General features: G+C 67.6%; 15 protein-coding genes and 2 pseudogenes. 5 read left to right on the top strand and 12 right to left on the bottom strand.

Going from position 1 to position 20,044, the window contains the following annotated elements:
* Positions 1-12 precede the first annotated feature (12 nt).
* The gene (locus tag G011_RS0113390) at positions 13-468 is read left to right on the top strand and encodes a hypothetical protein (RefSeq protein WP_019608909.1); all 456 of its coding nucleotides are present in this window, start codon (positions 13-15) and stop codon (positions 466-468) included.
* 17 nt (positions 469-485) lie between these two features.
* Here the strand turns inward: G011_RS0113390 and G011_RS30600 are convergent.
* Positions 486-1,326: pseudogene (locus G011_RS30600) on the bottom strand (IS5 family transposase).
* Between the two features lie 128 nt (positions 1,327-1,454).
* Between G011_RS30600 and G011_RS32995 the strand changes: the two are divergent.
* Together G011_RS32995 and G011_RS0113380 are read left to right on the top strand one after the other, a co-directional pair.
* Positions 1,455-1,790, top strand: a pseudogene (locus tag G011_RS32995) (transposase); the annotation flags it as partial.
* Between the two features lie 46 nt (positions 1,791-1,836).
* The gene (locus G011_RS0113380) at positions 1,837-2,787 is read left to right on the top strand and encodes an IS481 family transposase (RefSeq protein WP_196808517.1); all 951 of its coding nucleotides are present in this window, start codon (positions 1,837-1,839) and stop codon (positions 2,785-2,787) included.
* A gap of 70 nt (positions 2,788-2,857) precedes the next feature.
* On the opposite strand, the gene G011_RS31730 is transcribed toward G011_RS0113380, so the two are convergent.
* The 3 genes from G011_RS31730 to G011_RS32985 all read right to left on the bottom strand — a co-directional run bounded on the left by G011_RS31730 (position 2,858) and on the right by G011_RS32985 (position 5,298).
* Positions 2,858-4,372 carry a hypothetical protein gene (locus G011_RS31730; protein ID WP_155979766.1) on the bottom strand — a complete coding sequence of 505 codons (1,515 nt, stop codon included), beginning with the start codon at positions 4,370-4,372 and terminating at the stop codon, positions 2,858-2,860.
* Between the two features lie 106 nt (positions 4,373-4,478).
* Positions 4,479-4,817 (bottom strand): transposase, encoded by a 339-nt coding sequence (locus tag G011_RS32990; protein WP_369757362.1) that lies wholly within the window; start codon positions 4,815-4,817, stop codon positions 4,479-4,481.
* A gap of 250 nt (positions 4,818-5,067) precedes the next feature.
* On the bottom strand, positions 5,068-5,298 hold the full coding sequence (locus tag G011_RS32985) for a winged helix-turn-helix domain-containing protein (RefSeq protein ID WP_369757361.1): 231 nt from the start codon (positions 5,296-5,298) through the stop codon (positions 5,068-5,070).
* A 675-nt stretch (positions 5,299-5,973) separates the two neighbouring features.
* Between G011_RS32985 and G011_RS32780 the strand changes: the two genes are divergently transcribed.
* A complete protein-coding gene (locus G011_RS32780; protein ID WP_155979765.1) occupies positions 5,974-11,751 on the top strand; it encodes a DUF11 domain-containing protein in 5,778 nt (1,925 codons plus the stop codon).
* A gap of 63 nt (positions 11,752-11,814) precedes the next feature.
* The gene (locus G011_RS0113350; RefSeq protein WP_155979764.1) at positions 11,815-12,726 is read left to right on the top strand and encodes a hypothetical protein; all 912 of its coding nucleotides are present in this window, start codon (positions 11,815-11,817) and stop codon (positions 12,724-12,726) included.
* A gap of 234 nt (positions 12,727-12,960) precedes the next feature.
* On the opposite strand, the gene G011_RS0113345 is transcribed toward G011_RS0113350, so the two are convergent.
* From G011_RS0113345 to G011_RS0113315, 8 genes are all read right to left on the bottom strand, one after another.
* A complete protein-coding gene (locus tag G011_RS0113345; RefSeq protein ID WP_155979763.1) occupies positions 12,961-13,305 on the bottom strand; it encodes a hypothetical protein in 345 nt (114 codons plus the stop codon).
* 514 nt (positions 13,306-13,819) lie between these two features.
* Positions 13,820-14,752, bottom strand: coding sequence for a hypothetical protein (locus G011_RS0113340; RefSeq protein WP_019608899.1), 933 nt, complete (start codon positions 14,750-14,752; stop codon positions 13,820-13,822).
* A gap of 53 nt (positions 14,753-14,805) precedes the next feature.
* Positions 14,806-15,621: a type II CAAX prenyl endopeptidase Rce1 family protein gene (locus tag G011_RS0113335; protein ID WP_231391448.1), complete on the bottom strand. Its 816-nt coding sequence runs from the start codon at positions 15,619-15,621 to the stop codon at positions 14,806-14,808.
* Positions 15,621-16,163, bottom strand: coding sequence for a helix-turn-helix domain-containing protein (locus G011_RS32980; RefSeq protein ID WP_369757360.1), 543 nt, complete (start codon positions 16,161-16,163; stop codon positions 15,621-15,623). The genes G011_RS0113335 and G011_RS32980 overlap by 1 nt, the downstream gene beginning before the upstream one ends.
* Before the next feature lie 5 nt (positions 16,164-16,168).
* Entirely contained in the window at positions 16,169-17,401 is a 1,233-nt protein-coding gene (locus G011_RS0113330; protein ID WP_019608897.1) for a hypothetical protein, read from the bottom strand.
* A 38-nt stretch (positions 17,402-17,439) separates the two neighbouring features.
* Complete coding sequence (locus G011_RS0113325; RefSeq protein ID WP_019608896.1) at positions 17,440-18,753, bottom strand: hypothetical protein; 1,314 nt, start codon at positions 18,751-18,753, stop codon at positions 17,440-17,442.
* Between the two features lie 72 nt (positions 18,754-18,825).
* Positions 18,826-19,215, bottom strand: coding sequence for a hypothetical protein (locus G011_RS0113320; RefSeq protein ID WP_231391447.1), 390 nt, complete (start codon positions 19,213-19,215; stop codon positions 18,826-18,828).
* A 65-nt stretch (positions 19,216-19,280) separates the two neighbouring features.
* Positions 19,281-19,997 carry a hypothetical protein gene (locus tag G011_RS0113315; RefSeq protein WP_019608894.1) on the bottom strand — a complete coding sequence of 239 codons (717 nt, stop codon included), beginning with the start codon at positions 19,995-19,997 and terminating at the stop codon, positions 19,281-19,283.
* Between the last annotated feature and the right edge of the window lie 47 nt (positions 19,998-20,044).

The following is a 20,044-nucleotide window of genomic DNA, read 5'->3' as shown; positions in this document are numbered from 1 at the left end:
AAGGAGCAGAACATGGACTGGCACACCACCATGCAGAGCCTGCTGGCCGGATCCCACACCAGCACGGGGGATGAGCTCGACGCCGGCGCCCAACTGGTCGTCGACCACCCCAGTGGCGAGGAGGCCTACCGGGCCGCGCTGGCCCGCCACAGCCGCCTGGAAAAGGACCAAGACGTGCTGTGGATTCGCCCCATCGTCCCCGGCGGCCCCGACCCCCGTACCGGGCAGCGGATCTACAGCTTGAGCTTGTGCAGGCGCCGCTCCCTGGCCTGGACCCACCTCCAGGTGAATGAGGACAGGGTGGTCTTCACCCTGGTCAACGATCAGGTCGCCCGGATCGAACCGGCCCACGGCGCCGAGCTCGACGAACTGCGTGGCTGGGACGCGTTCCAGCTGGAGCTGACCGCGGAGGAGGAGCAGGCGCTGGAAGAGCTGCGCGAGGACTCCTGGTGGGGACGCTACTCCTAGAGGGTGTCTGAAAAGGGTCAGGGCGGTGTTCGGGCTAGGCGGTGCAGCAGGGTCATACTCATCGCGAGGTAGATGACGTTCTGGGAGTTCGCGGCCGGGTACTCGTAGTCCTTCGAGGTACGCCGGTACTTACCCAACCAGGCGAACGTGCGCTCGACGACCCAGCGGCGAGGCACCACCGCGAACCGGGTCACCTCACGTGCAGGAGCATCCTGCAGAGCCCGGGTGCTCCGGAAGCCGCCGTCACTCCGCTGGACGATCTGGACGGTGACGTCCACCGCCCGGCGCCCATTTCGCCAGGGCCTGCCCGCGCTACCCTTGGTCGGCCCGGACATGCCGCAGCCGCGGGAACAGGTCCGCCGCCAGGGACAACAGCACCGTCACGCCTTGGCCGTCCACCGCGTTCGCGGGGCTGACACAGGCTGTGAGCACGGTGCCTATCGTGTCGACCAGCAGGTGGCGCTTGATCCCGTTGACCTTCTTGCCTCCGTCGTAGCCGTGGAATCCGCCGCGGTCGGTGGCCTTGACGCTTGGGGAGTCGATGATCCCCGCGCTGGGAGTGGGACCGCGGCCGTTCTGGATCTGTTCGTGTCGGCGCAGGTGGTCCAGGATCTGCTCCCAGCGGCCCTCAAGGCGTCACAGCCTCCAGTAGTGGTAGACCCTCTGCCAAGGAGAGAAGTCGTGGGGCAGCAGCCTCCACGCGCAACCGGCTCTCATCCAGTAGGCCAGTGCGTTGATGATTTCGCGCCGTTCGTGCAGGACGGGGCGTCCACCCGGCTTGGGTGCGGGGATGACAGGGGCGAGGAGCTCCCACTCGGTGTCGGACAGGTCAGTGGGGTACGGGGGACGTCCGGGCACCGTCGGCCTCCGAACGCAGGGGATTCACTCCTCCAGTCTGCACTGCTCTGACCCTTTTCAGACGCCCTCTAGCTGTTCAGGGCGAGGCAGACGCTCCACTATCGCCCTAGCTCAGTTCTCAACTGGCCATGGTCACTGAACCGCTGGATTGTGAAAGACGAAGTCGACACCGCGGACGCGCACAACACTGCGATCGTTGTACAAGCTCAGTATGGCCTGGGCGCCCACAGGTCACATGCGTAGGTAGACGGTCCTTCTCTGTCAGTTGGGGACGAAACATCCCAGACAGAGAGGGAGGAGTTGACGGCTTCGATCCTGTCGTGGTGGAGGACAGCCTGTCCGGGTACCGCAGCGGCCGGATGCGATGGGCCATCGCCTCCCGTGCTTGGTTGGAGGTGGAGTACCTGCCCGCCTACGCCCCCGAACTAAACCCGACCGAGAGGGCATACGCTCATCTGCGCGCCACCGGTCTGGCCAACCTGGCGGCTCTGTCCTTCACCCGCAGGGGGCCTGGCGTTGGCCCGCTGCGTGGTCGAGGACGACTGGCCGCTCAGACGCGCCGCCGAACGCTTCCAGACCAGTACCACCACCGCCAAACGCTGGGCCGACCGCTACCGCACCCAAGGCCAGGCCGGGATGGTCGACGCCTCCAGCCGCCCGCACCGCTCACCCCAGCGCACCCCCACCCGCCGCGAACGCCGCGTGATCAAACTCCGCCACCTACGCCGGTGGGGCCCGGCCCGCATCGGCGGCCACCTGGGCATGCACCCCTCGACCGTGCACCGGATCCTGACCCGCTACCGCATGCCCCGCCTGTCCCACACCGACCGGGCCACGCACCGGGTAGTACGCCGCTACGAGCGCTCCCGACCGGGCGAGCTCGTGCACGTGGACATCAAAAAGCTCGGCAACATCCCCGCCGGGGGCGGACACCGCACCCAGGGACGCGCCCAGGGGCGCCGCAATCGCACCGCCACCGCGCACGCCCCACGCAACAACCACGGCAACCCCAAGCTGGGCTACGGCTACCTGCACACCGCCATCGACGATCACTCCCGCCTGGCCTACACCGAGATCCTGGCCGATGAGAAGAAGGAGACCGCCACCGGGTTCTGGGAGCGAGCGCACGCCTACTTCGTCTCAGCGGGGGTCGTGGTGGAGCGGGTGCTGACCGACAACGGGGCCTGCTATACCTCCCACCTGTGGCGCGACCTGCTCTGTGGCCAGGGCATCAAGCACAAACGCACCCGCCCCTACCGGCCCCAGACCAACGGCAAGGTGGAGCGCTTCCATCGCACCCTGGCCGACGAATGGGCCTACGTCCGCCCCTACCAATCCGAGAGCGAAAGGCGGGAGGCGTTCCCCGGGTGGTTGCATCACTACAATCACCACCGGTTCCACACCGCGATCAGCGGCCCTCCCGCCTCCCGCGTTCCTAACCTCTCAGGTCAGTACAGCTAGCGCCACCCGGACCTGGTGTCCGCTTTCCTGACCCATACCGGACTCCAGCACTAAACCCAATAAACAAACCTCAATAGACTGAGGCCGCTGTCGCGACGATCAGGCCGGCGAACGATGTCCAAGACCGCACGGGTTTTTTCTCGGTGTCGGTCGCCGATACCCGTGCCGGGACCGTGAGGACACCCGCAGCGGTCGCCGTTGTCCGTGTGGTCACCTGCACCGTCGTGGACGTCCCTTGGGCGAGGTCCCCGAGGGGGATGGTGACGACGCGCCCCGAAGTTGACCCGTTCCGATCGCTGGTGATGAACTCCATTCCGGTGGGGAGTTCCACGCTCACCAACGCGTCCGAGACGTTCCTGTCGCAGACGACCTGCCACGACAGCACCACCTCTGTCGATTGGAAAGGTGCGATCTTCTTCGGGGCCACGGTGGGGTCGACAAGGGTAACCGGTTTGTCCACCCCCACTATCTTGCGGATGCGATCGTTCCCCCGGTCAACGATGAACAGATCCCCTCCGAGAAGACGCGCGTCTCTGGGAGTTCGAAGGAGCGCATTGGTGGCCAGACCGCCGTCGCCCTCGTATCCAGACTGCATGTGCTTCCCGGCGATAGTTTCGATTTCGGCGGATCCGGGAGTAAGTACACCGACGATTTCAGGGCTCAGTGACGCGAACAGAACTCCATGTTGGCCCATGCAGATTCCATAGACTCCGGATTTTGGTTCCCCATATTCAGGAGTGAAAGGAAAGACCGTCGTAAGCTTATCCCTTGAAGGGGATACCTTGTAAACGAACCCCCGTCCGGTGCTAATGTAAAGTGTGCCGGAGGTGTCGAAGGCGAGCCCGTAGGGCTTGCCGATGGGGACCTCCGTAGGCCGCCCTTGGACCCACCGGTAACTTGTATCGCCGTTGCCGGCCACCACCGTTGCTGTTGTCCCGGCCTTGTTCACCTTCCACACTCGGCCGTCAGCTCGATCTGCAAAGTACACGTGGGAGTCTGGTCCGATGGCAACCGCTTCGACCCATTCGAGACGCAGGTCGGTGGGATGATCCCCTTCGCCTTGCCCGCCGCCGGCGAAGACGGAGATCGTGTGGTTTGCACTACCGTCGACTTTCAACACGACATTGCCCGTTTCGTCGGGGTCGGTGCTGAAATAAAAGTCGCCGTCGGTATCGACGGCGATTCCACGAGGCCATCCGATGCCAGCGTCTACTGCAGGGCCACCCATCCCGCTAAGTTGCGGCTCTCCATTTCCTGCGACGCGCGTGATCTTTCCTGATGTGTCAATCTTGCGCACGGAGCAGTTGCGGGTATGCTCGCTCACGTAGAGATTGTCGCACAGGTATAGGCAGCGGTCTGGCCCGAACGCAATCGCTTTCGGGTGCATGCCCGCCTCCAGTGCTGGCCCACCGTCGCCGCTTGCCTTCTCCTGGCCGTTGCCTGCGACGCGCCAGATTGTTCCTGGCGTCGGCGTCTGTGGTTGCTCACTGCGAGGTTCGGGGACAGCGGCCTCCTCAGTCATGTTCTCGGTTTGGTTGTGGGTTCTGCGGCCCATGATGTTCTCCTCCTGAGAATCGACCTGCATGCTGGACACCCTCTGCTCTCAGGGGTGTCTGAGCGGTGGCCCCGGCTCCGAAGCTTGTACCCTGCTGCCCACCGAAAGAACGGTTATTGTGGAGATGTTTGCGGAATCACGGAACCCCATTTGCCCATTGGAATTGAGGGGAAGCATCAGGATGCCGGTCCACTGCGGGATTTTTCTCCTTGCTGAGTTTTTCGTTAGTTGTATGGGGTTGGAGGGTGGATCTCCAGCCTGGTATGAGTAAGGAAGGACCCGGGAGAGTCGCGCAGACCCGATTGATGCCTCGTTCGGCTGCGTCGGCGACGTGTGCCAGATGGCCACCGGCCACGTTGGCCAACTCCCGTGTCTTGATCGCTGACCACAGCATCTCCACGGGGTTGATTTCGGGGGCGTAGGCGGGCAGGTATTCCACCTCCAACCAAGCACGGGAGGCGATGGCCCATCGCATCCGGCCGCTGCGGTACCCGGACAGGCTGTCCCCCACCACAACAGGATCGAAGTCGTCAACTTCTGGTGGACCTGGTCCAGCAGAGCGACCAGCTCGCAGTCGTGGTACCAGCCGGGCCGGGGCCGGTAGAGCATCCGCGGCTGGGTCCCGGCCCGGTAGCGGCACAGCGCGGCCATCGACAGCTTGGGCTGCGACCCTTTGAGCACGTACAACAGCGAGGTCTGCCCGGCCGGGAGTTCCACCGCGCCGGTCAGCAAGGTTTCGGCTTCGTCCTCGAAGCAGATCCATGCCCCGCTCGCGGCACCCTTTTTTCGATGTCGGGCCGGGTGCGTTCGATCCACTCTGCGGTGGCGTCCTCATCGCGTTCGATGGCGCGGCGGGTGGGCATTTGGTCGGTCCAGCCCATCCGGTGCGGCAGCCGCCACACCCCTGACAGGACGGTGTAGGCCACGTCGAAGGTTTCGTTGGTCCCTCGCCGGATCCGGGCCAGGGCCGAAGCATTGGTGGCAAAACCGTAGTCCTTGGTGCTCCGGCGCAGGACCTGGCGCAGCTGGTGCTGTTGGTCCTGGGTGAGCAGGCAGTGCAGGTCGGTGCGCCCTTGCTGTCCAGCGCGTCCGCACCTGTCTGGTGTCAGGCACGGTGCCAGTGGTTGACCGCGCGGGTAGTGACGCTGAGCGTCTGGGCGATCTGGCTGCCGCGGAGCTGGCCCTGTTCGAACAGAGCGGCGGGCATCCGGCGGTGCTGTTTGTCGGTGGCGTCCATGGTGGACTTCCGAAACTGCTTTTCACGGGAGCATCATCCACCCTGAAACAGACAAACAAACCTTAATAGGGATGATGCGCCTCACTTTGCACCGGCAAACTAGTCATGTGTAGCTGGACCGTCGCGAAGTGGAGATGCTGTTCCAAGTGCTGACCGAACGCATCCTGGGATGGACACGCCTCCGCCATTTGCATCAGCGTCACCGCTGACAGGGTCCAGGGCAAACGAATTCCCTTTACTGCGCAAACCCTTCACAGTGCCGGTGTAACCAGCAGGAGGGAGGTAATGACTCGCACCGTGTGTCAGCATCCTCATGCGCGGCCTTGGCCTGAGTGATGGATGTGGGACGCATTCGGCTGCACTTCGACACCGGTATCCCGGGAGGGCGACCCGCATGGACTCCAGGACCCGCCACGACACCACGACCGCCGCCGTCCCGGACCCCCGCGAAGAAGCAGTCTCCACTGGGAAGCCGGGCACGATCGTACGGGTCGCCGGAAACGGAGAGCCCAGTGGTGGAGACGGCGGAGCGGCCCTGAACGCAGGCATGGAACCGCGGGCGGTCGTGTTTGGCCCCGACGGTAGCCTCTACCTCAGCGACCGTCGCAGCAAATGCATCCGTAAGATCGACGCCTCGGGGACCATCACACGCATCGCTGGCAACGGGGAGAGCGTATGGTCAGGCGAGGGGGGCGCCGCACTCAATGCGGGCATTGGGGAGCCAGCGGGGATCGCTGTTGACAGCGACAGCAACATCTACTTCTGCACCGATGTAAACCCAGAGCCCCGGGTGGCCAGGATCGATGGGACGACCCAGAAGATCTCCACGTTCGCTGGCGGCGGGACAGGGAAGGGAGAGCACCCCACTGCGCTGAGCCTGGGTATCCCATGGGGGATCGTCGTTACCAGCGGCTACGTGTACTTCGCGGACAAGGGCCGAGGCCGTGTGTGGAGCGTGGACCGGGCGGGCACCAAGGCACGGCTGGTGGCTGGCAATGGCGGCATGCACGCGCGATGGGTGCAGGGCAAGCCGCAGGAGGTTTCCATCGGGCGCGCAGGGGGGCTCGCCTTCGACCGGTCGGGAAACCTCTACATCAGCAACGGCCTAGGGTTTGTCTACAAGGTTTTGGCTTCGGGCACGGAGATCACGACGGTCCTGCCCTTCGCCCTCGAACAGCAAGTCCTGCCTGGAGGGGTTGAGGCCGTCTGCACCGATGGCGCGGTGGTATTCGGCACATTGACGTCGTCGACCGTGTTCGTGCGCACTCCTGGTTCCGCCGGAGTCGAGACGATCGCCGGAAAGTATATGGAGTCGTGGTATTCCGGCGACGGTGGGCCCGCTGTCGATGCTCGCCTCAGCTCCCCCCGGGGTACGGCATTTCACAACCATGACCTGTTCATCGCCGACTATGGCAACAACCGGGTCCGCAAGATCGTGGGTGTGGACAAGCCGGTCACGCTCCTGGATGTGGCCGTGAACCGGCGCAGGGTCGTGGCCGGCCGCGCTGCGGAGGTGGAGGTGTCGTGGACGGCCTACAGCGACCGAGCGGTGACCGGAGCGCAGGTGTGCATCGACCTGCCCGAGGGAGTGGAGTACGTCAAAAGCCTGCCGCATGGGACGGTGGCGGGCCGCACGGTCACCGTGCCGATCGGTGACCTTCCCGTCAGTGATGAGAAGCACCCCTTGGTGACCATGCGTGTCACCGCACCCGCCGCGGGCCCGCTGCTGATTCCAGCGCGGGTACGCGCCACCGAGACCGGCACCACCCAGCCGGTGTGGTCGTGGACCTCGTTCGCGGGACTGATCGCCACCATCGGCGCGCGCCTATCCCTGCCCGAGGGCTCAGCGAAGCCCGCGCAGGTGAACACCGGCACCAAAACACGGGTGAGACTGTCGTGGAGGCTGGTCAACGACGAGCTGGCTGACGCAGAGAACACCAAGGTGACCACGAGTGCTCTGCCGTCGGGAGTGGCGTTCCACGCTGCCTCCACCGGTGGCAAGAAACTCGCGGACAATCGCGTGCAGTGGGACCTGGGGCGCGTGCCCTCCTCCTCGTCCACGACGGTGTGGGTGGATGTCGACGTCGAGACGTCGTCCACAGGCTCGCTCACAGTAGAGGCCGCCCCCTCGTGCACCAACCAGGCCGGGCCGGTGCCGCCGCGGCCCGTCACGATCACGGTCGTCAAGTCCGGTGCCCTCACCCTGAGCGGCCGGGCTTCACCGCAGATGGTGGCTGGTGCCGCCGAAGGCGCCACCTGGTCGTGGACGGTGACCAACACGACCGCCACCGCGCAGACGGTGAAGGTCACCGCGACTCTGCCCGCCCCCTTGACCTTCCGCCGCGCCTCTGCGGGCGGCAGGCCCAAGGACGAGGGCCGCTTGGTCGAATGGGACCGTGTCACGGTGGGAGCCAACGGCGCCACGCGCACTGTCGAGGTCACGGCCACCGTGCCAGCGGAGACGACGCAGACACCGGTGTCCGCTTCCGCGGAACTGTCCCCGGCACACGGCACCTCAGCTGTGGAGATGAAGGTGCCCGTCGTTGCCCGAGCCGCGATGCGGGCTGGTGCCCCCACTACCCGGCCAGGCACCGTTCGTGCCACTGGTACACACAGTGTGGACTTCGGGTGGACAGTGACTAACACGGGCCCCTCCACAGCGCGCAAAGCCGGGAGTGTGTGCACCTGGCCCGACAACATCACCTACACCGAGGCCGTCCCCGCGCCGACCAAGGTCGACGCGGCGAAACGGCGGGCGGAGTGGGACTTCGGCGATCTAGCGCCGGGGGCGGGAGCGGCCAAGACGGTGCGCTTCACCGGGAAGGTGACACCCAAGTCCGGTGAGCGGAGTGTAGAGGTCACCGCCGAGCCCACCTCCGCCACCGCCGAACCCGATGGCAGCACCGGCCGCGCCAAGCTCCCCGTCGCAGTGCAGGTGGTGCCCTCCCACACCCTGGGGCTCTCACAGTGGCGGACCTTCCCCGACAAGGCGCTGCCTGGGGGCAACGTCGCAGTAGCGTTCAAGATCGTCAACACCGACGAGGCCACCGCCACCAACATCAAGGTGAAGGTGAAGATTCCTCAAGGGCTGGAGCCCACCGGAAAGTTCAGCGGGGTATGGAACCCGGGCGCGCGGGAGCTTCAGACCACCACGGGCGAGCTCAAAGGCAAGGCCTCGTGGTGGTTCACCGTCATCCTCACCGTCGGCGCCAAGACGCCGTCCGGCACCTTTAAGGTCCAGTCCAACGTGAGCGCCGATAAACAGGACAACACCACCTGGGTGAGCGCTGACGTCCAGGTCGCCCCCGTCGGCTTGAAGTGGGAGGTCATCGAAGAGGACGTGAACATCGCTGCTGCGGGGTTCGGCGCGTTGAAGACCAGCAGGGGCAAGCTCATCGGCGGGATCGGCGGCCTCTTCGGCGGTGTCCTTGCGGCTGTGGGCGGCCTGTTCTCCTTCCTCGGTTTCGGATTCGGCGCCCTGTTCGGGCTGGGCTCGCTGTTCGGGTTCGGCGCAGGGGTATTGGGGGGACTGCTGTCGCTGGTGGGGGCCCTGGGTGGGGCGCTGCCTAAGCTGCCCGGCTCCAGCGGCGAAGGCTCCCATCCCGACACCAAGGACCCCGACACCAAGGACCCCGACAAGAAACAGGAGGACAAGTACAAGATCGCCCGGCTTGAGCTGAAGCGCGAGAAGGTCTCCCCCGATCCGGCGGTGCCAGGCGAGAAGGTGGAGTGGAGGTGGAAGCTGACCAACACGAGCAAGAACGACGCGACCTCGATCGCGATCATGATCACCCTGCCCGAGCACACCGACTACGTCTCCGGGGCCAAGAGCGGGACGGGACGCACCGCGATCCACGCCATCGGCAAACTTCAGAGCGGCAAGTCGACCACCTTCGGCGTGGTGGCCCTCGTCGATCCTGCGGCCACCGCCACCCTGACCGCAACGGCCTCACTCACGTCGTTCCGGGCCCTACCGGTCTCCCACAGCATCCACACCGAGCTGCGTCCCCGGGTGTGCTTGGCGCTGCCGGCGGGACGGGTCCGGCCCCGCCCGGTCGATCAGGGCAAAACCGTCACCTACTCCTGGACGGTGGGTCACACCGGCCCGTCGGCGGCCCGCAGCCTCAAGACCACTGTTACCCTGCCCGGTGAAGGGCTGGACAACGCGAAGGTCAAGATCAACAACCAGAACGTCGCCATCACCGGCACCACCGCGACGCTCACCCTGCCCGGACCACTCACCGCCAAGAAGACGTCGGTGCCCGTCGAGGTGGCGGCCACCGTCTCAAAGAATGCCTCCCGACCGATCCCCGTCACCACCACCGTCGAGGCGCTCGGCGCCACCCAAGTGTCCGACACCGCCACCGCTGAACTCGCGGCATCCAAGAAAAACCTGAAGATCTGGGGCTACACCGAGGGGCCCCAGGCCGCCCCGGGCGAGCAGATCACCTACGTGTGGACGATGGCCAACACCGGCAGCAGCGAACTCACCGATGCCGCCCTCAAAGCCACCATCCCTTACCAGGCCACACCGGTGCTCTCCACCGGCGGCATCTTCTCCGCCGGGAAGGCAACCTGGAAACCCGGCACGCTCAAAGCCAACGAATACTACACCGCGACCGCGACCATCACCGTCCCCACCGACACCACCGACACCACCGGCGACCTCACACCGGCCATCACCGCCGAGGCCTCAGCCAAAGACCAGGAGACCGTGACCTCGCACGGCGTGAGTGCCCGCCTGGCGCGGGCCGCGACGGTGGACCTACGCGGCCACGCCGCCCCCTCCCCGGCTCGCGTCGGCACGACGACCACCTACACCTTCACCGCCGCCAACCGCGGCCCATCAACGCTGAAGGACGCCAAGCTCACCGTCGCACTGTCGCGTACGCTCAAACTCGTGGCAACCAAGGTCGACGGGAAAGCGACCACGCCGGGAACCGACGACAAGGGCCGCCGGGTCGTGTCCATCGGAAAGCTGGCCCCCCGGGCCACACCCACCACCATCACCCTGGAGTGCCAGATCAATGCGGGCGGGACCGGGCACCTGCGCGCCACCGCGATGCTGCCCACCGGCACCACCCACACCACCGCCCACGCCACCGCGGTCATCGACAGCGACGCCGCCCTGACCTTGGAGCAAACGTCGAGCGCCAGCACGGCCAACGCCGGCGCCGAACACACGCTCACCTGGGACGCCACCAAGACCGGCGCCCAGGTCTGCTGCTCCCCGCACCTGCTCATCGACGCCGACCACCGCCTGCATCCGGTCAAAGCCACCGTCAACAACACGCCTTACGACGTCGAACGCGTGGGTGGCCGCTGGCGCGTCATGCTTGGCACCCTGCTCCCCAACAAGAAAGCCACCGCGAAGATCACCTGGCGGGTGGCCGCCGACACACCCGCAGGCACCAAGCTGGGCCTGACCGCCCGAGCGGAGGCCTCCAGCGCCTCCCTCTCGACCATCCAGACCCACACGATCACTACCACCACCAAGGCCCACATGCCTACCCTGGCCCAGCAGCTGACCACCGCCGCCGCCGGCGGCCCCGTGAGACTCCAGTGGGCCCTGGTCAACACCGGCCCCTCACAGGCCGCCGGTGAATTCACGGTCACGCTACCGAAGGAGATCGCCTTCACCCAGGCCCACGTCAACGGCCAGCCTGTCTCCGCCACGTTCTCCTCGGGCACCCACACCGTCACCGTGTCGCCCCTGGCCCCGAACAACCCGGCACAGGTGATGGTTACCGGGGTGCTCGCCGCCTCCACCACGGCAACCTCCCTGAACGTGACGGCCACCGCGAAGATGACCACCCCGTCGAGTCCCAAGGCCACCTGCAAGGACACGGTGACCGTGACCCGACCGACCGGCATGAAGCTGTCGCAGGCTGTGCGGCCCGACCCAGCCGAGGCCGGGCAGACGCTCACCTACGTGTTCACCGCCGCCAATCCGGGCCCGTCCACGTCGAACAAGAAGAAACTCACCGTCACCGTCACCGGTACGGGCACCACGGTGCTGGCCTACAGCAGCGGCGGAACACCCAACGCATCCACCGTCTCCTGGGACATCGACGCACTCGCACCCGGTCAGCGCGCCATTGCGACGCTCATCCTTCGCCTCGCACCCAACGCCGCACCGCCCAACGTGAAACCGGACCTCAAAGACCGCTAACGCCCACACCAGGTCGGCTTCGCAGAACCTCCTGCGGGCCGCACAGGCTACGAAAGGACCGCCATGCCCTATTCGGCCATCACTTGGAACATGCAAGGCGAGACGCGTAACCTACCCGATGACGCGGGAAAAGGGATGAAGTGGCACGAGGAGGTCCGCAGAGAACTCCTGGGCCGATACGACATCATCGCTCTCCAGGAGACAGGGACCACTCCTCCGGGAGGCGCCTACCCACCCGACCCCGGCGACCCCAACGAAGACCGGCGCCCCCTACTGGCCCAGACGGCGGTCAACGCCCGAAACGAACCCACGCTGAGCTGGGACGTCAGCGAATACATCTGGCACCCCGACCAGTCGAAGGGCCGGGCCACCCATCACCACAGGATCGTGTGGCTGAAATCCGACCGGCACCGCGTCGACATCGCGATCATCGCCACCAAGGACATACGCGTCACCGACATCGACCTCATCGCTACACCCCTGCGTTACACCCACAACAGCACCGATCTTCGGCCGGCACTGGGCATACGCGTCCAAAAGCGCAACACTGCTGGCCTCTACGAAGACGACATGCGCTTCTACTCCATCCACGCCGCCTCTGGGGGTGGCTTCAACAGTCCTTTCCTCATCCGGGCGATCGATGAATACGCCGACGATGTGCACTGGGCCGCCCTGGGGGACTTCAACCGGACCCCGGACTCCACCCGGGGCAATCCGCCACGGCGCTGGACCGATGGACTCCTGGGAGATGAGAGCCTGCCCCCAGACGAGCGACTAGACGCCGTCTCGTGCCCACCCAACTCCCACACACACCCCAGCAAGCAATCCAAAGCCAAAAACCCGCTAACGGCCAGTCCTGACCGGCAACTCGACTACATGGTGCGCGACCCGCTATCGGATCCCGTCGCCGGGATCGTCGACGAAGACATCGCGTCCGACCACTATGCGGTGGCCTACTGCGGAATCGGCCTATGACACCGTTAGCCTGGCGCCCAACCGTATGTGCGCATACCGGGCCTGGAATCCCGCTGGCACGGCCACGGTAACCCTTGCCCCGCAACGGCCGCCCATATCGGCGCTCTGGTGCGGGAGCTGGCTGTCCGGGCGGGCACCAGGTGGCCGTGCGGGCCTCGAAGAAGACCGCGCCGCGGGCGCTGAGGCGCCTGCCCCCCCACCCAGCTCGTCGGTGCTGGGGTGGACGACTTCGCCCTACGCGAGGGGCGCCGGTACGCCACAGTGCTTACCGACGGGGCGACCAATACCCGAAGCGACGTGCTGGCCGCGGTCGCCGCTCTCCCAGACACGGATGAGTGCGTCCACGCTGCGTTGCTGGTAGGGGCGTAGCTCTCCGGGACGGTCGCTGACCAGCGCAAGGTCGAGGGCTTGGGCGCACAGATCCACCACGGCCCGATGGCGCGGGGTGGAGCCGACCTGGACATGGGTGATCTCGACCTGGTCGGGCACGATGCCGGTGGTGGCGCTGCGCTGGGCCTGACGCATGGCCTCCAGCAGGGCTTGGGCCCGTTTGACGGCGACGGGCTCGTCGCATTCCACGCTCACCCAACGGGGAAACGGTGGCCGCGGCGTCGATGGCCTCGAACGCCACCTGCGTCAGGCCAGGGGAGGAGGAGCGGCCGGTGGCGTACCAGCCCGCGCCGGTGACCCAGGCCCAGTCCGAGCCCTCATCGTCCACCACGGCGTGCACGCTCACCGTCCACTCCTGGCCGGGTAGTAGGTGGTGCTCTGCGGGCAGGCGGCGTATTGCCAGGGTGCACAGGTGTCCGGTGGTCAGATCCTGGGCGGCGGGCGTGCTCGGCGGCTCGGCGCAAGGTCTCCTCCCGCCCGGTGGGCAGCGCTAGACCCAGCTCGGGCGGGTCGACGATGCAGACCTGCTCGTCGAGGCGGTCGTGGATCTGGTCCAGGATGTGGGGCGCGAGGTCGCTGACCTGTCGTGCGTCCGGGTGGTTGCCGCACCAGCGGGTGGCGTCGGTGTGCACGCTCCACGTCCAGGTGCCGGACACATGCGCAGCGACGGCGACCCCGACCGCGATCGGGTGCGTGGGGTCGGTCATGACGCGTCGGCTCCGGTGTCCAGAGCGGTGATGACCACCCTGTGATCGGAGACTGGCGGCCTCGGGGGCACGAGGATCTCGGTTTCTGCGGGTACCACCATGTCGGCCAGCCGCTCGGACAGGAGGATCTGGTCTATGACTAGCTCCGCACCGTTGTCGATGCCTGCGTTGACGGTCGCAGGGAACACCGTGTCGGGGCACCCCTGAGCCCGCCATGCGGCCTCGATCGCGCTCTCCCACCCGATGCCGCCGGTGCGCGCCCCGGTGATCGAGTCGGCGACGCCGAGCAGGTGGTCCAGCGGGGCGGTGTCTGCCACCCAGGGGCCGGCCGCCCCATCGGGTTGCCAGGCCTTGTGGTGGCGGCGGTGGACGGGCAGGCGGGTGAAGTCGACGGTGGGGTAGTGGGGGCCGGAAGGTTGGCAGTTCGCGTCCCCCGCGGCGATGACCAACTCTTGCCCGCCCAGGAGCCCGGACAAGATACGAGCTGCCCGCATCCGGTCGGCGCGGTCCCAGGGGTGCCAGTGGAACGGCATGACCGTCACCGGATCGCTCCACCACGGGGTTCGGAACAGGGCCCTGTTCCACGTGTCGGCGTTGTCGGGTGCGGTCTCGGGGCTGTCCCATCGGGTGAGGGTCAGCAGATCCGGATCCCAGATGATCGCAGGCGGAGCCGGAGCCCGGCCCATGTGGCCGACCTTGATCTGGTAGGAGGGCCCGTACATGTCGGACAACAGCGCGGCAACGCCCAGCCCGGCCTGGTACGCGTCGCGCTTCCAGTGCTTGGCCTCGTTGACCACGATCAGGCCCGGCGCGTTCTCCACGGGCGCGAACAGCTCGGTGATGACGTGCTCGATCCCCTGGGGGTTTCTGGTGCCGCCGTTTTGGACGTTGATGGTGGCGATCCGCAACGGCGCACGGGTGGTGGACATGGATTCCCTCCTGAGGGGTGGGTCGGGTGAGAAGGACTCGCAGGCGCTGGACCTCACAGCACGTGCAGCAGGCGGGCCAGGGCGAGGGGCCAGGGGGCGAGTGCGGCCGTCATCCAGTGCCACCAAGCGACCATCACGGCGTAGAACAGGCCAGCACACAGGTGAGCGAGGATGAGCGGAACCAGACGTCGGGTGCGCCGGTAGACCCATACGCCCACCACCGCCACCGGGGCGAACAACACCAGCCCCCACCCGTAGGGGGCATACAGCAGCATCCGGGCCAGCACGGCGACGGTGTAGACCTCCCAGGCGGGGCGGCGTGTGGCGCCGAGAACGACCACCACCAGGCCCACGAGCACGGTCTCTTCCACCGCTGCGGTGATCACCTGCACAGGCCCGGTGATAGCCAGCGTCCACAACGCCTCGTGGGTGGTGTCGATGGTGAACCCGATGCGCACCAGTTCAGGCCACCAGGACGCGGCCACGACCAAGGCGGCCCAGCTCAACGCGAAGGCCACGAGCATCGCGAGAAAGGACGCGCCGATCTCAATCTCGGCGCGCAAACGGCTGTAGTCGGGCAGATGGGGGGAGCGTCGACGTAGCAGGCCGAGCCCATCACGCACACCGATGCCCAGGCGTTGGCACCACCACCAGATCGCGCTTGCGGCGAACAGACCCATGAGGAGTTCGCTCGTCCACAACGGCACGAGCACGCGCCAGGCCTCTTCACGGATCGGGGGGTAGAGGGTGGTGGAGCCGCCGGTGACCAGCACTCCCCACACCCCCAGAGCCCAGGCCGGGAAGAACACCACCGCGAGCGTGGCCAGCAGCAGCCCGTAGGTACTCAAGGCGGGGCGGCGGGCACGCATCAACTGGCCTTTCTCGACGTGGCCCGGGCCTTTGGTGCAGGGACCAGCCTCGGCGTGGGACGGGTGAGTTCACCTAGTGACGCAGGTGAGAGGGGTTCCTGCGGGGTGTGACGTGCCTGCGTGGGAGAGGTTGAGCGGTGTGTGACCAGCTGTTGAAGTTCGTCGGGGCAGTACCGGCGCTGGCCGCTGGGCAGCACCACACAGCCGACGAGGCCGCGGCGGGCCATGCGGGTCAGAGACTCGACCTGTACTCCCACGATGAGCGCGGCCTGGGCCGGAGCCAGCAGCGGTCCGGGGTGGTGGTCGGCCAGGGTGTCGAGGTCGGCCACCCGCACGCGGCGGTGACCGCGGGCATCGCGGGCGCACCGCACCAGACCTTGGCGCTCCCAGGTGATGACCTGGTCTCGGGAGATACCGAGCCGGGCGCAGGCCTGGGCCAGAGTGCAGTACCCAGCCCACGGTGGGAGCGCCGAGACTGGTGGGGCCTTCGCGGTGGTGTGGTGCAGCTCGAAGTTTTGGCCGGTGGGAGCCAAGGGCGGCATCGGCATCACACATCCAACGTGTCGAGCTGGGCTTGGATGGCGTGCGCGCGCCAGTCACCGACGCTGCGCAGCACACTGTGGGCGCGTACCAGGTGGGTGCGCCGACGCGCGGGGTCGTGGGCGTGCAGATGGGCACGCACCAAGTTCAGCTCGGCGGAGGCGACCGGGTCCGCGACCAGCGGGATCAGCAGGTCGGCGCGTTGCAGGGCCTGCGCGGTGGCGATCGGATCGGCGCGCAGCAGGTGGGCGCTGGCCATGCCGGTCAGCGCCTGCAGCCGCAGATCCGGGCAGGCGGCGGGGTTTTCGATGACGCTGTGGAAATGGTCCAGCGCAACGCCGGGTCGGCCCTGGCCCAAGGCGGCCTGCCCCAGCCCCGCCCGCGCCCGCAACGCCAGGTTCGTGCGCATGTCCTGAGGAAGAGAACGGCTGTACTCGTGCGCGGCGGTGAACTTCGTCTGGGCTCGGCTGTTGCGGTCGGCGTGCAACTCCAGGTGCCCGTACTCGATCAGCGCGTTGGTGTAGCCCGGCAGGTGCGCGGTGGCCTCCCACAGCTCCAGGGCGTGGGCGTAGTGCTGCGCCGCGCCCTCCAGGTGGCGCAGGTACCGCGACAGGGTGGCCTGGCTGGTGGCGGTCACCGCCAGGCCTACCGGGTCGGCGGCCGTGCGGGCGGCGCTGCGGGCCCAGGAGAGCGTCTCCCCCCACAGGGTGTGGGCTCGGCGCAGCTGTAGGTAGGGCTCCAGCGCCTCGTGCAGGTGCCAGCACAGCCGAAGGTGGCCAGTGCCGGCGGCCAACCGCACCGCCAGGTGCAGCGCGTCCAGTTCCTCGGCAAACCACGTGCGGGCGCGGTGGGCGGTGAACACCCGGGGTGGTGCCGCAGGTGGGGACAGCTCGGTGTGCCAGTGGTGTGGATCCAGGGCCTGGGCGGCGGCCCTGGCGGTGCGCAGGTACCAGTCCAGGAACCGCAGCAGGGCCGCGCCGGCGTCGGAGGCGTGCGGGTCATGGCGCGCGCCAAGCGCGTGCGCACGCGCTTGGGCGTGCTGGCGGTAGCGGCCCGCGGCGCGGGTGAGCAGGCCCTGGGCGGCGAGGTCGTCCAGCAGCAGATGGGTGCGTGCGTTGGGCGTGCCTGCCAGGGCAGCGGCAGCCTCCGCGGTGAAGGACTCACCGGGCAGCAGGGTGAGGAGTTGGTGCAGGGTGCGGGCGGCAGGAGACAGCGCGGCGTAGGCGCGTGATGGGGTCACAGCAGGGTCCTGTCAGGGCCGGTGGGATGAGTGGGAGCTCATGGGGAGGGGTGCAGACGCTCGCGGCTGGCCGCGCGCATGTGCTCGGCACGCGCCGGGTCCAAAGGGGTGTAGCAGGACCGTGCCCGCTCGAAGTGCTCACGGGCCTGGCCGAGGCGACCTTGCTGGTGGGCCACCCAGGCCAACGACTCGTGGGCCTGCCCGCACACCAGCGGCGCCTGTTCCTGCGGGGCTAGGGCGAGGGCGGCGTGGCCGTGCTCGTGTGCGGCCTCGTAGTGGCCCAGATTCAGCAGTACTTCGCACAGTTGGCGGTGTACGCGCGCCGTCCACAGCTGCTCACCACCCTCGATCAGCGCAGGCAGGGCCGAACGCAGCAGGGCGGCGGCCTCACTCCAGTGTTCGTTCACGCTCAGAGCCAGAGCGTGCCGGTACCGGGCCAGGGCGATGTCGCGGCGGTCGTCGAGCCTTTCGCTCACCGCCAGGGCCAGGTCGGCGTACCGGACAGCCAGGAACAGGGGAGCGAAGCCCTGGCTGTAGATCTCACCGAGCAGGAGGTAGAGGTGGGCCAGCCCCCGCCCGTGGTAGGGGTGGGCGCGCCGGGGCTCGTCGCTGGCCCACAGCGCGAACGCGTAGTGGGCCAGGGACCTCGCTTCGCTGTGCTCGCCACGGCGCAGGAACCAGGAGGCTTGCGCCTGGTGCATCGCGGCTTGGGCGCCGCTATCACCCAGGGATTCGGCCGAGGCCAGACCCAGGTCGATGATGGTGCGTGTACCGCGGGGATGGTGCAGTTCGTCCCAGGCGCTGAGGGTCTCGGCGATCAGCACAGCCTGCTGGTGGTGGGAGGTGCGATGAGCCAGGTCAGTCACCGCGCGCAAGTTGGCCAGTTCGCCTTCGAACCAGGCTTGGGCCTGGGCCAGGGAAGGGAACCGGCTCTGCGTGGCGAGGCGCACCTGCTCGGCCGCGGGCGGGTGCCACCGCCACCGGCCCGGGTCCAGGACCAGGTCGGCGGCGATGGCGTGCTCGGCGTAGTGGCTCACCACACGGGCGCGAGCACGACGGCACCCGGGCAACAGCACCGTTGACGCGGTGCGCTCCAGACCGGCGCGCACCTGAACGGGCATGGTGTGGCGGCCGTCGTCATGGTGGGTGAGCACACCGGAATGGACCAGCCGGTCGAGCCGAGCCCGGGTCTCGGGAACGGGCAGGGCCCACACGGCGGCGGCCAGGTCGAGGGTCCAGTGCGGGCCCGGGTGTGCGGTGAGCAGCACGGCCGCGTCACGGTCGGTGGTGACCAGGTGGCGGATGAGGCGGGCCGCGCTGTCGGCGTCCGGCGCGGGTGGCGGTTGGGTCATGGTGGAGGAGTCCTTGGTACGGGGCGCTCGGGCGCCTGGCGGGATCTGCGTCTCGGGCGTCGTCGCGGTGGTTCACGCGCTCCTGAGGTCTTGGGCGAGTGGGGGAGCGGGCTCGGTGCCCTTGCGGGTTCGCGTCTGGGAGTCCACCTGGGTGGCGTAGCGCGTGTGCGCCTGACCAGGGCGTCCCTGCCATGCGGGCAGTCGGTGGCAGAGCACCATGGCGGGGGTGGTGATCTCGGCGCGGACGCGGTCGTCGGCCCAGAGCAGGTGCAGGCGCACCTCGGTGGCCGAGCACGCGATCAGGAGGGTGGCCAGGGTGCGCACCCGCGCGGTGAGGAGTTCGGCCTGCGGTGCGGGCAGGCACCATCGGGTCAGGGTGGTGTGCGTGTACGCGGCGATGTCGGCGGGGGACTCGGTCGCGGGGGCAAAGGTGCGGTGCTGGGAGGAGTGCATCGTTCTCATCGGGTCGCGAACGGGCGGTCGGTCAGGGCCAAGCGGATGTGTAGGTGTGGTGCTATGTCGCCGGGTCAGTGCAGGAAGACCCTGTCGGCCAGGGCTGTGCTGGCCAGGGCTGCGATGAGCTGACCGAGCAGGAGTGGGGTGAGTCGGCGGGTGCGCTCGTACAGCCACACCAGCGCCAGAGCCGGGAGGGCGGCGATCACGGCTCCTGCTCCGAAGGGGACGAGGAACGACGCCGCGGTCAGCGTCGCCGCGACCACGTACTTCTCCCAGCCGGGGCGTCGTGCGGCACCGGCGAGTACGACCACGGCGCCCACGGTGATGGCGTGTATGAACGGCTCGCGCGTGAAGAAGTGGCTCATGGGCACAGCTGCGGGAAGCACCGGTGCCGCCAGGGCGTAGAGCGCGTTGCCCGCCAGGACGGCGAGTGTGCCGTAGGCCAGTACCAGCCACCACTGCAGGCGCCAGCGTCCCTGGTGGCGGTGGGTGGCGGGCCAGGAGGGCAGGATGCCCAGGGCGGTGAACCCCGAGTGGCCGTGGCTGGTGATGAGCAGCGCCATGATCATCGTGGCCAAGGTGATTCCCGCGAACGGCAGGAGAGCTAGGCCAGGCACATCGCTCAGGTCGAGCCAGGCCAAGGCCACCAGGTAACCGCCACTGATGGTCCACAGCAGGGCGATGAGGCTGTAGGCCACCCACGCCGGTAGGTACCAGGGCGGGGTGATGGCCTTGACCGGTGAGGGCTGGGGCAGCCACCAAGGGCCGCGGGGAAACTCGGTGCTCATCGTTGGTGCCGTTCGTTGTCGCGAAGATAATCAGGGCCAGGACAAGG

Origin of the sequence: Nocardiopsis sp. CNS-639 (assembly GCF_000381685.1) — a bacterium.
GTDB lineage: Bacteria > Actinomycetota > Actinomycetes > Streptosporangiales > Streptosporangiaceae > Nocardiopsis > Nocardiopsis dassonvillei.
Note: the sequence above shows the minus strand (reverse complement) of the source record. Positions and strands in the feature narration are given on the sequence as shown.

Bases quoted from the DNA above. Each gene is read 5' to 3' on its own strand.
- G011_RS0113320 (WP_231391447.1), bottom strand. From the start codon at position 19,215: ATGAGAACGATGCACTCCTCCCAGCACCGCACCTTTGCCCCCGCGACC.
- G011_RS0113315 (WP_019608894.1), bottom strand. From the start codon at position 19,997: ATGAGCACCGAGTTTCCCCGCGGCCCTTGGTGGCTGCCCCAGCCCTCA.
- G011_RS0113390 (WP_019608909.1), top strand. From the start codon at position 13: ATGGACTGGCACACCACCATGCAGAGCCTGCTGGCCGGATCCCACACC.
- G011_RS31730 (WP_155979766.1), bottom strand. From the start codon at position 4,372: ATGCAGGTCGATTCTCAGGAGGAGAACATCATGGGCCGCAGAACCCAC.
- G011_RS32780 (WP_155979765.1), top strand. From the start codon at position 5,974: ATGGACTCCAGGACCCGCCACGACACCACGACCGCCGCCGTCCCGGAC.
- G011_RS0113335 (WP_231391448.1), bottom strand. From the start codon at position 15,621: ATGCGTGCCCGCCGCCCCGCCTTGAGTACCTACGGGCTGCTGCTGGCC.
- G011_RS32980 (WP_369757360.1), bottom strand. From the start codon at position 16,163: ATGCCGCCCTTGGCTCCCACCGGCCAAAACTTCGAGCTGCACCACACC.
- G011_RS32990 (WP_369757362.1), bottom strand. From the start codon at position 4,817: ATGCGATGGGCCATCGCCTCCCGTGCTTGGTTGGAGGTGGAATACCTG.
- G011_RS0113340 (WP_019608899.1), bottom strand. From the start codon at position 14,752: ATGTCCACCACCCGTGCGCCGTTGCGGATCGCCACCATCAACGTCCAA.
- G011_RS0113350 (WP_155979764.1), top strand. From the start codon at position 11,815: ATGCCCTATTCGGCCATCACTTGGAACATGCAAGGCGAGACGCGTAAC.
- G011_RS0113325 (WP_019608896.1), bottom strand. From the start codon at position 18,753: ATGACCCAACCGCCACCCGCGCCGGACGCCGACAGCGCGGCCCGCCTC.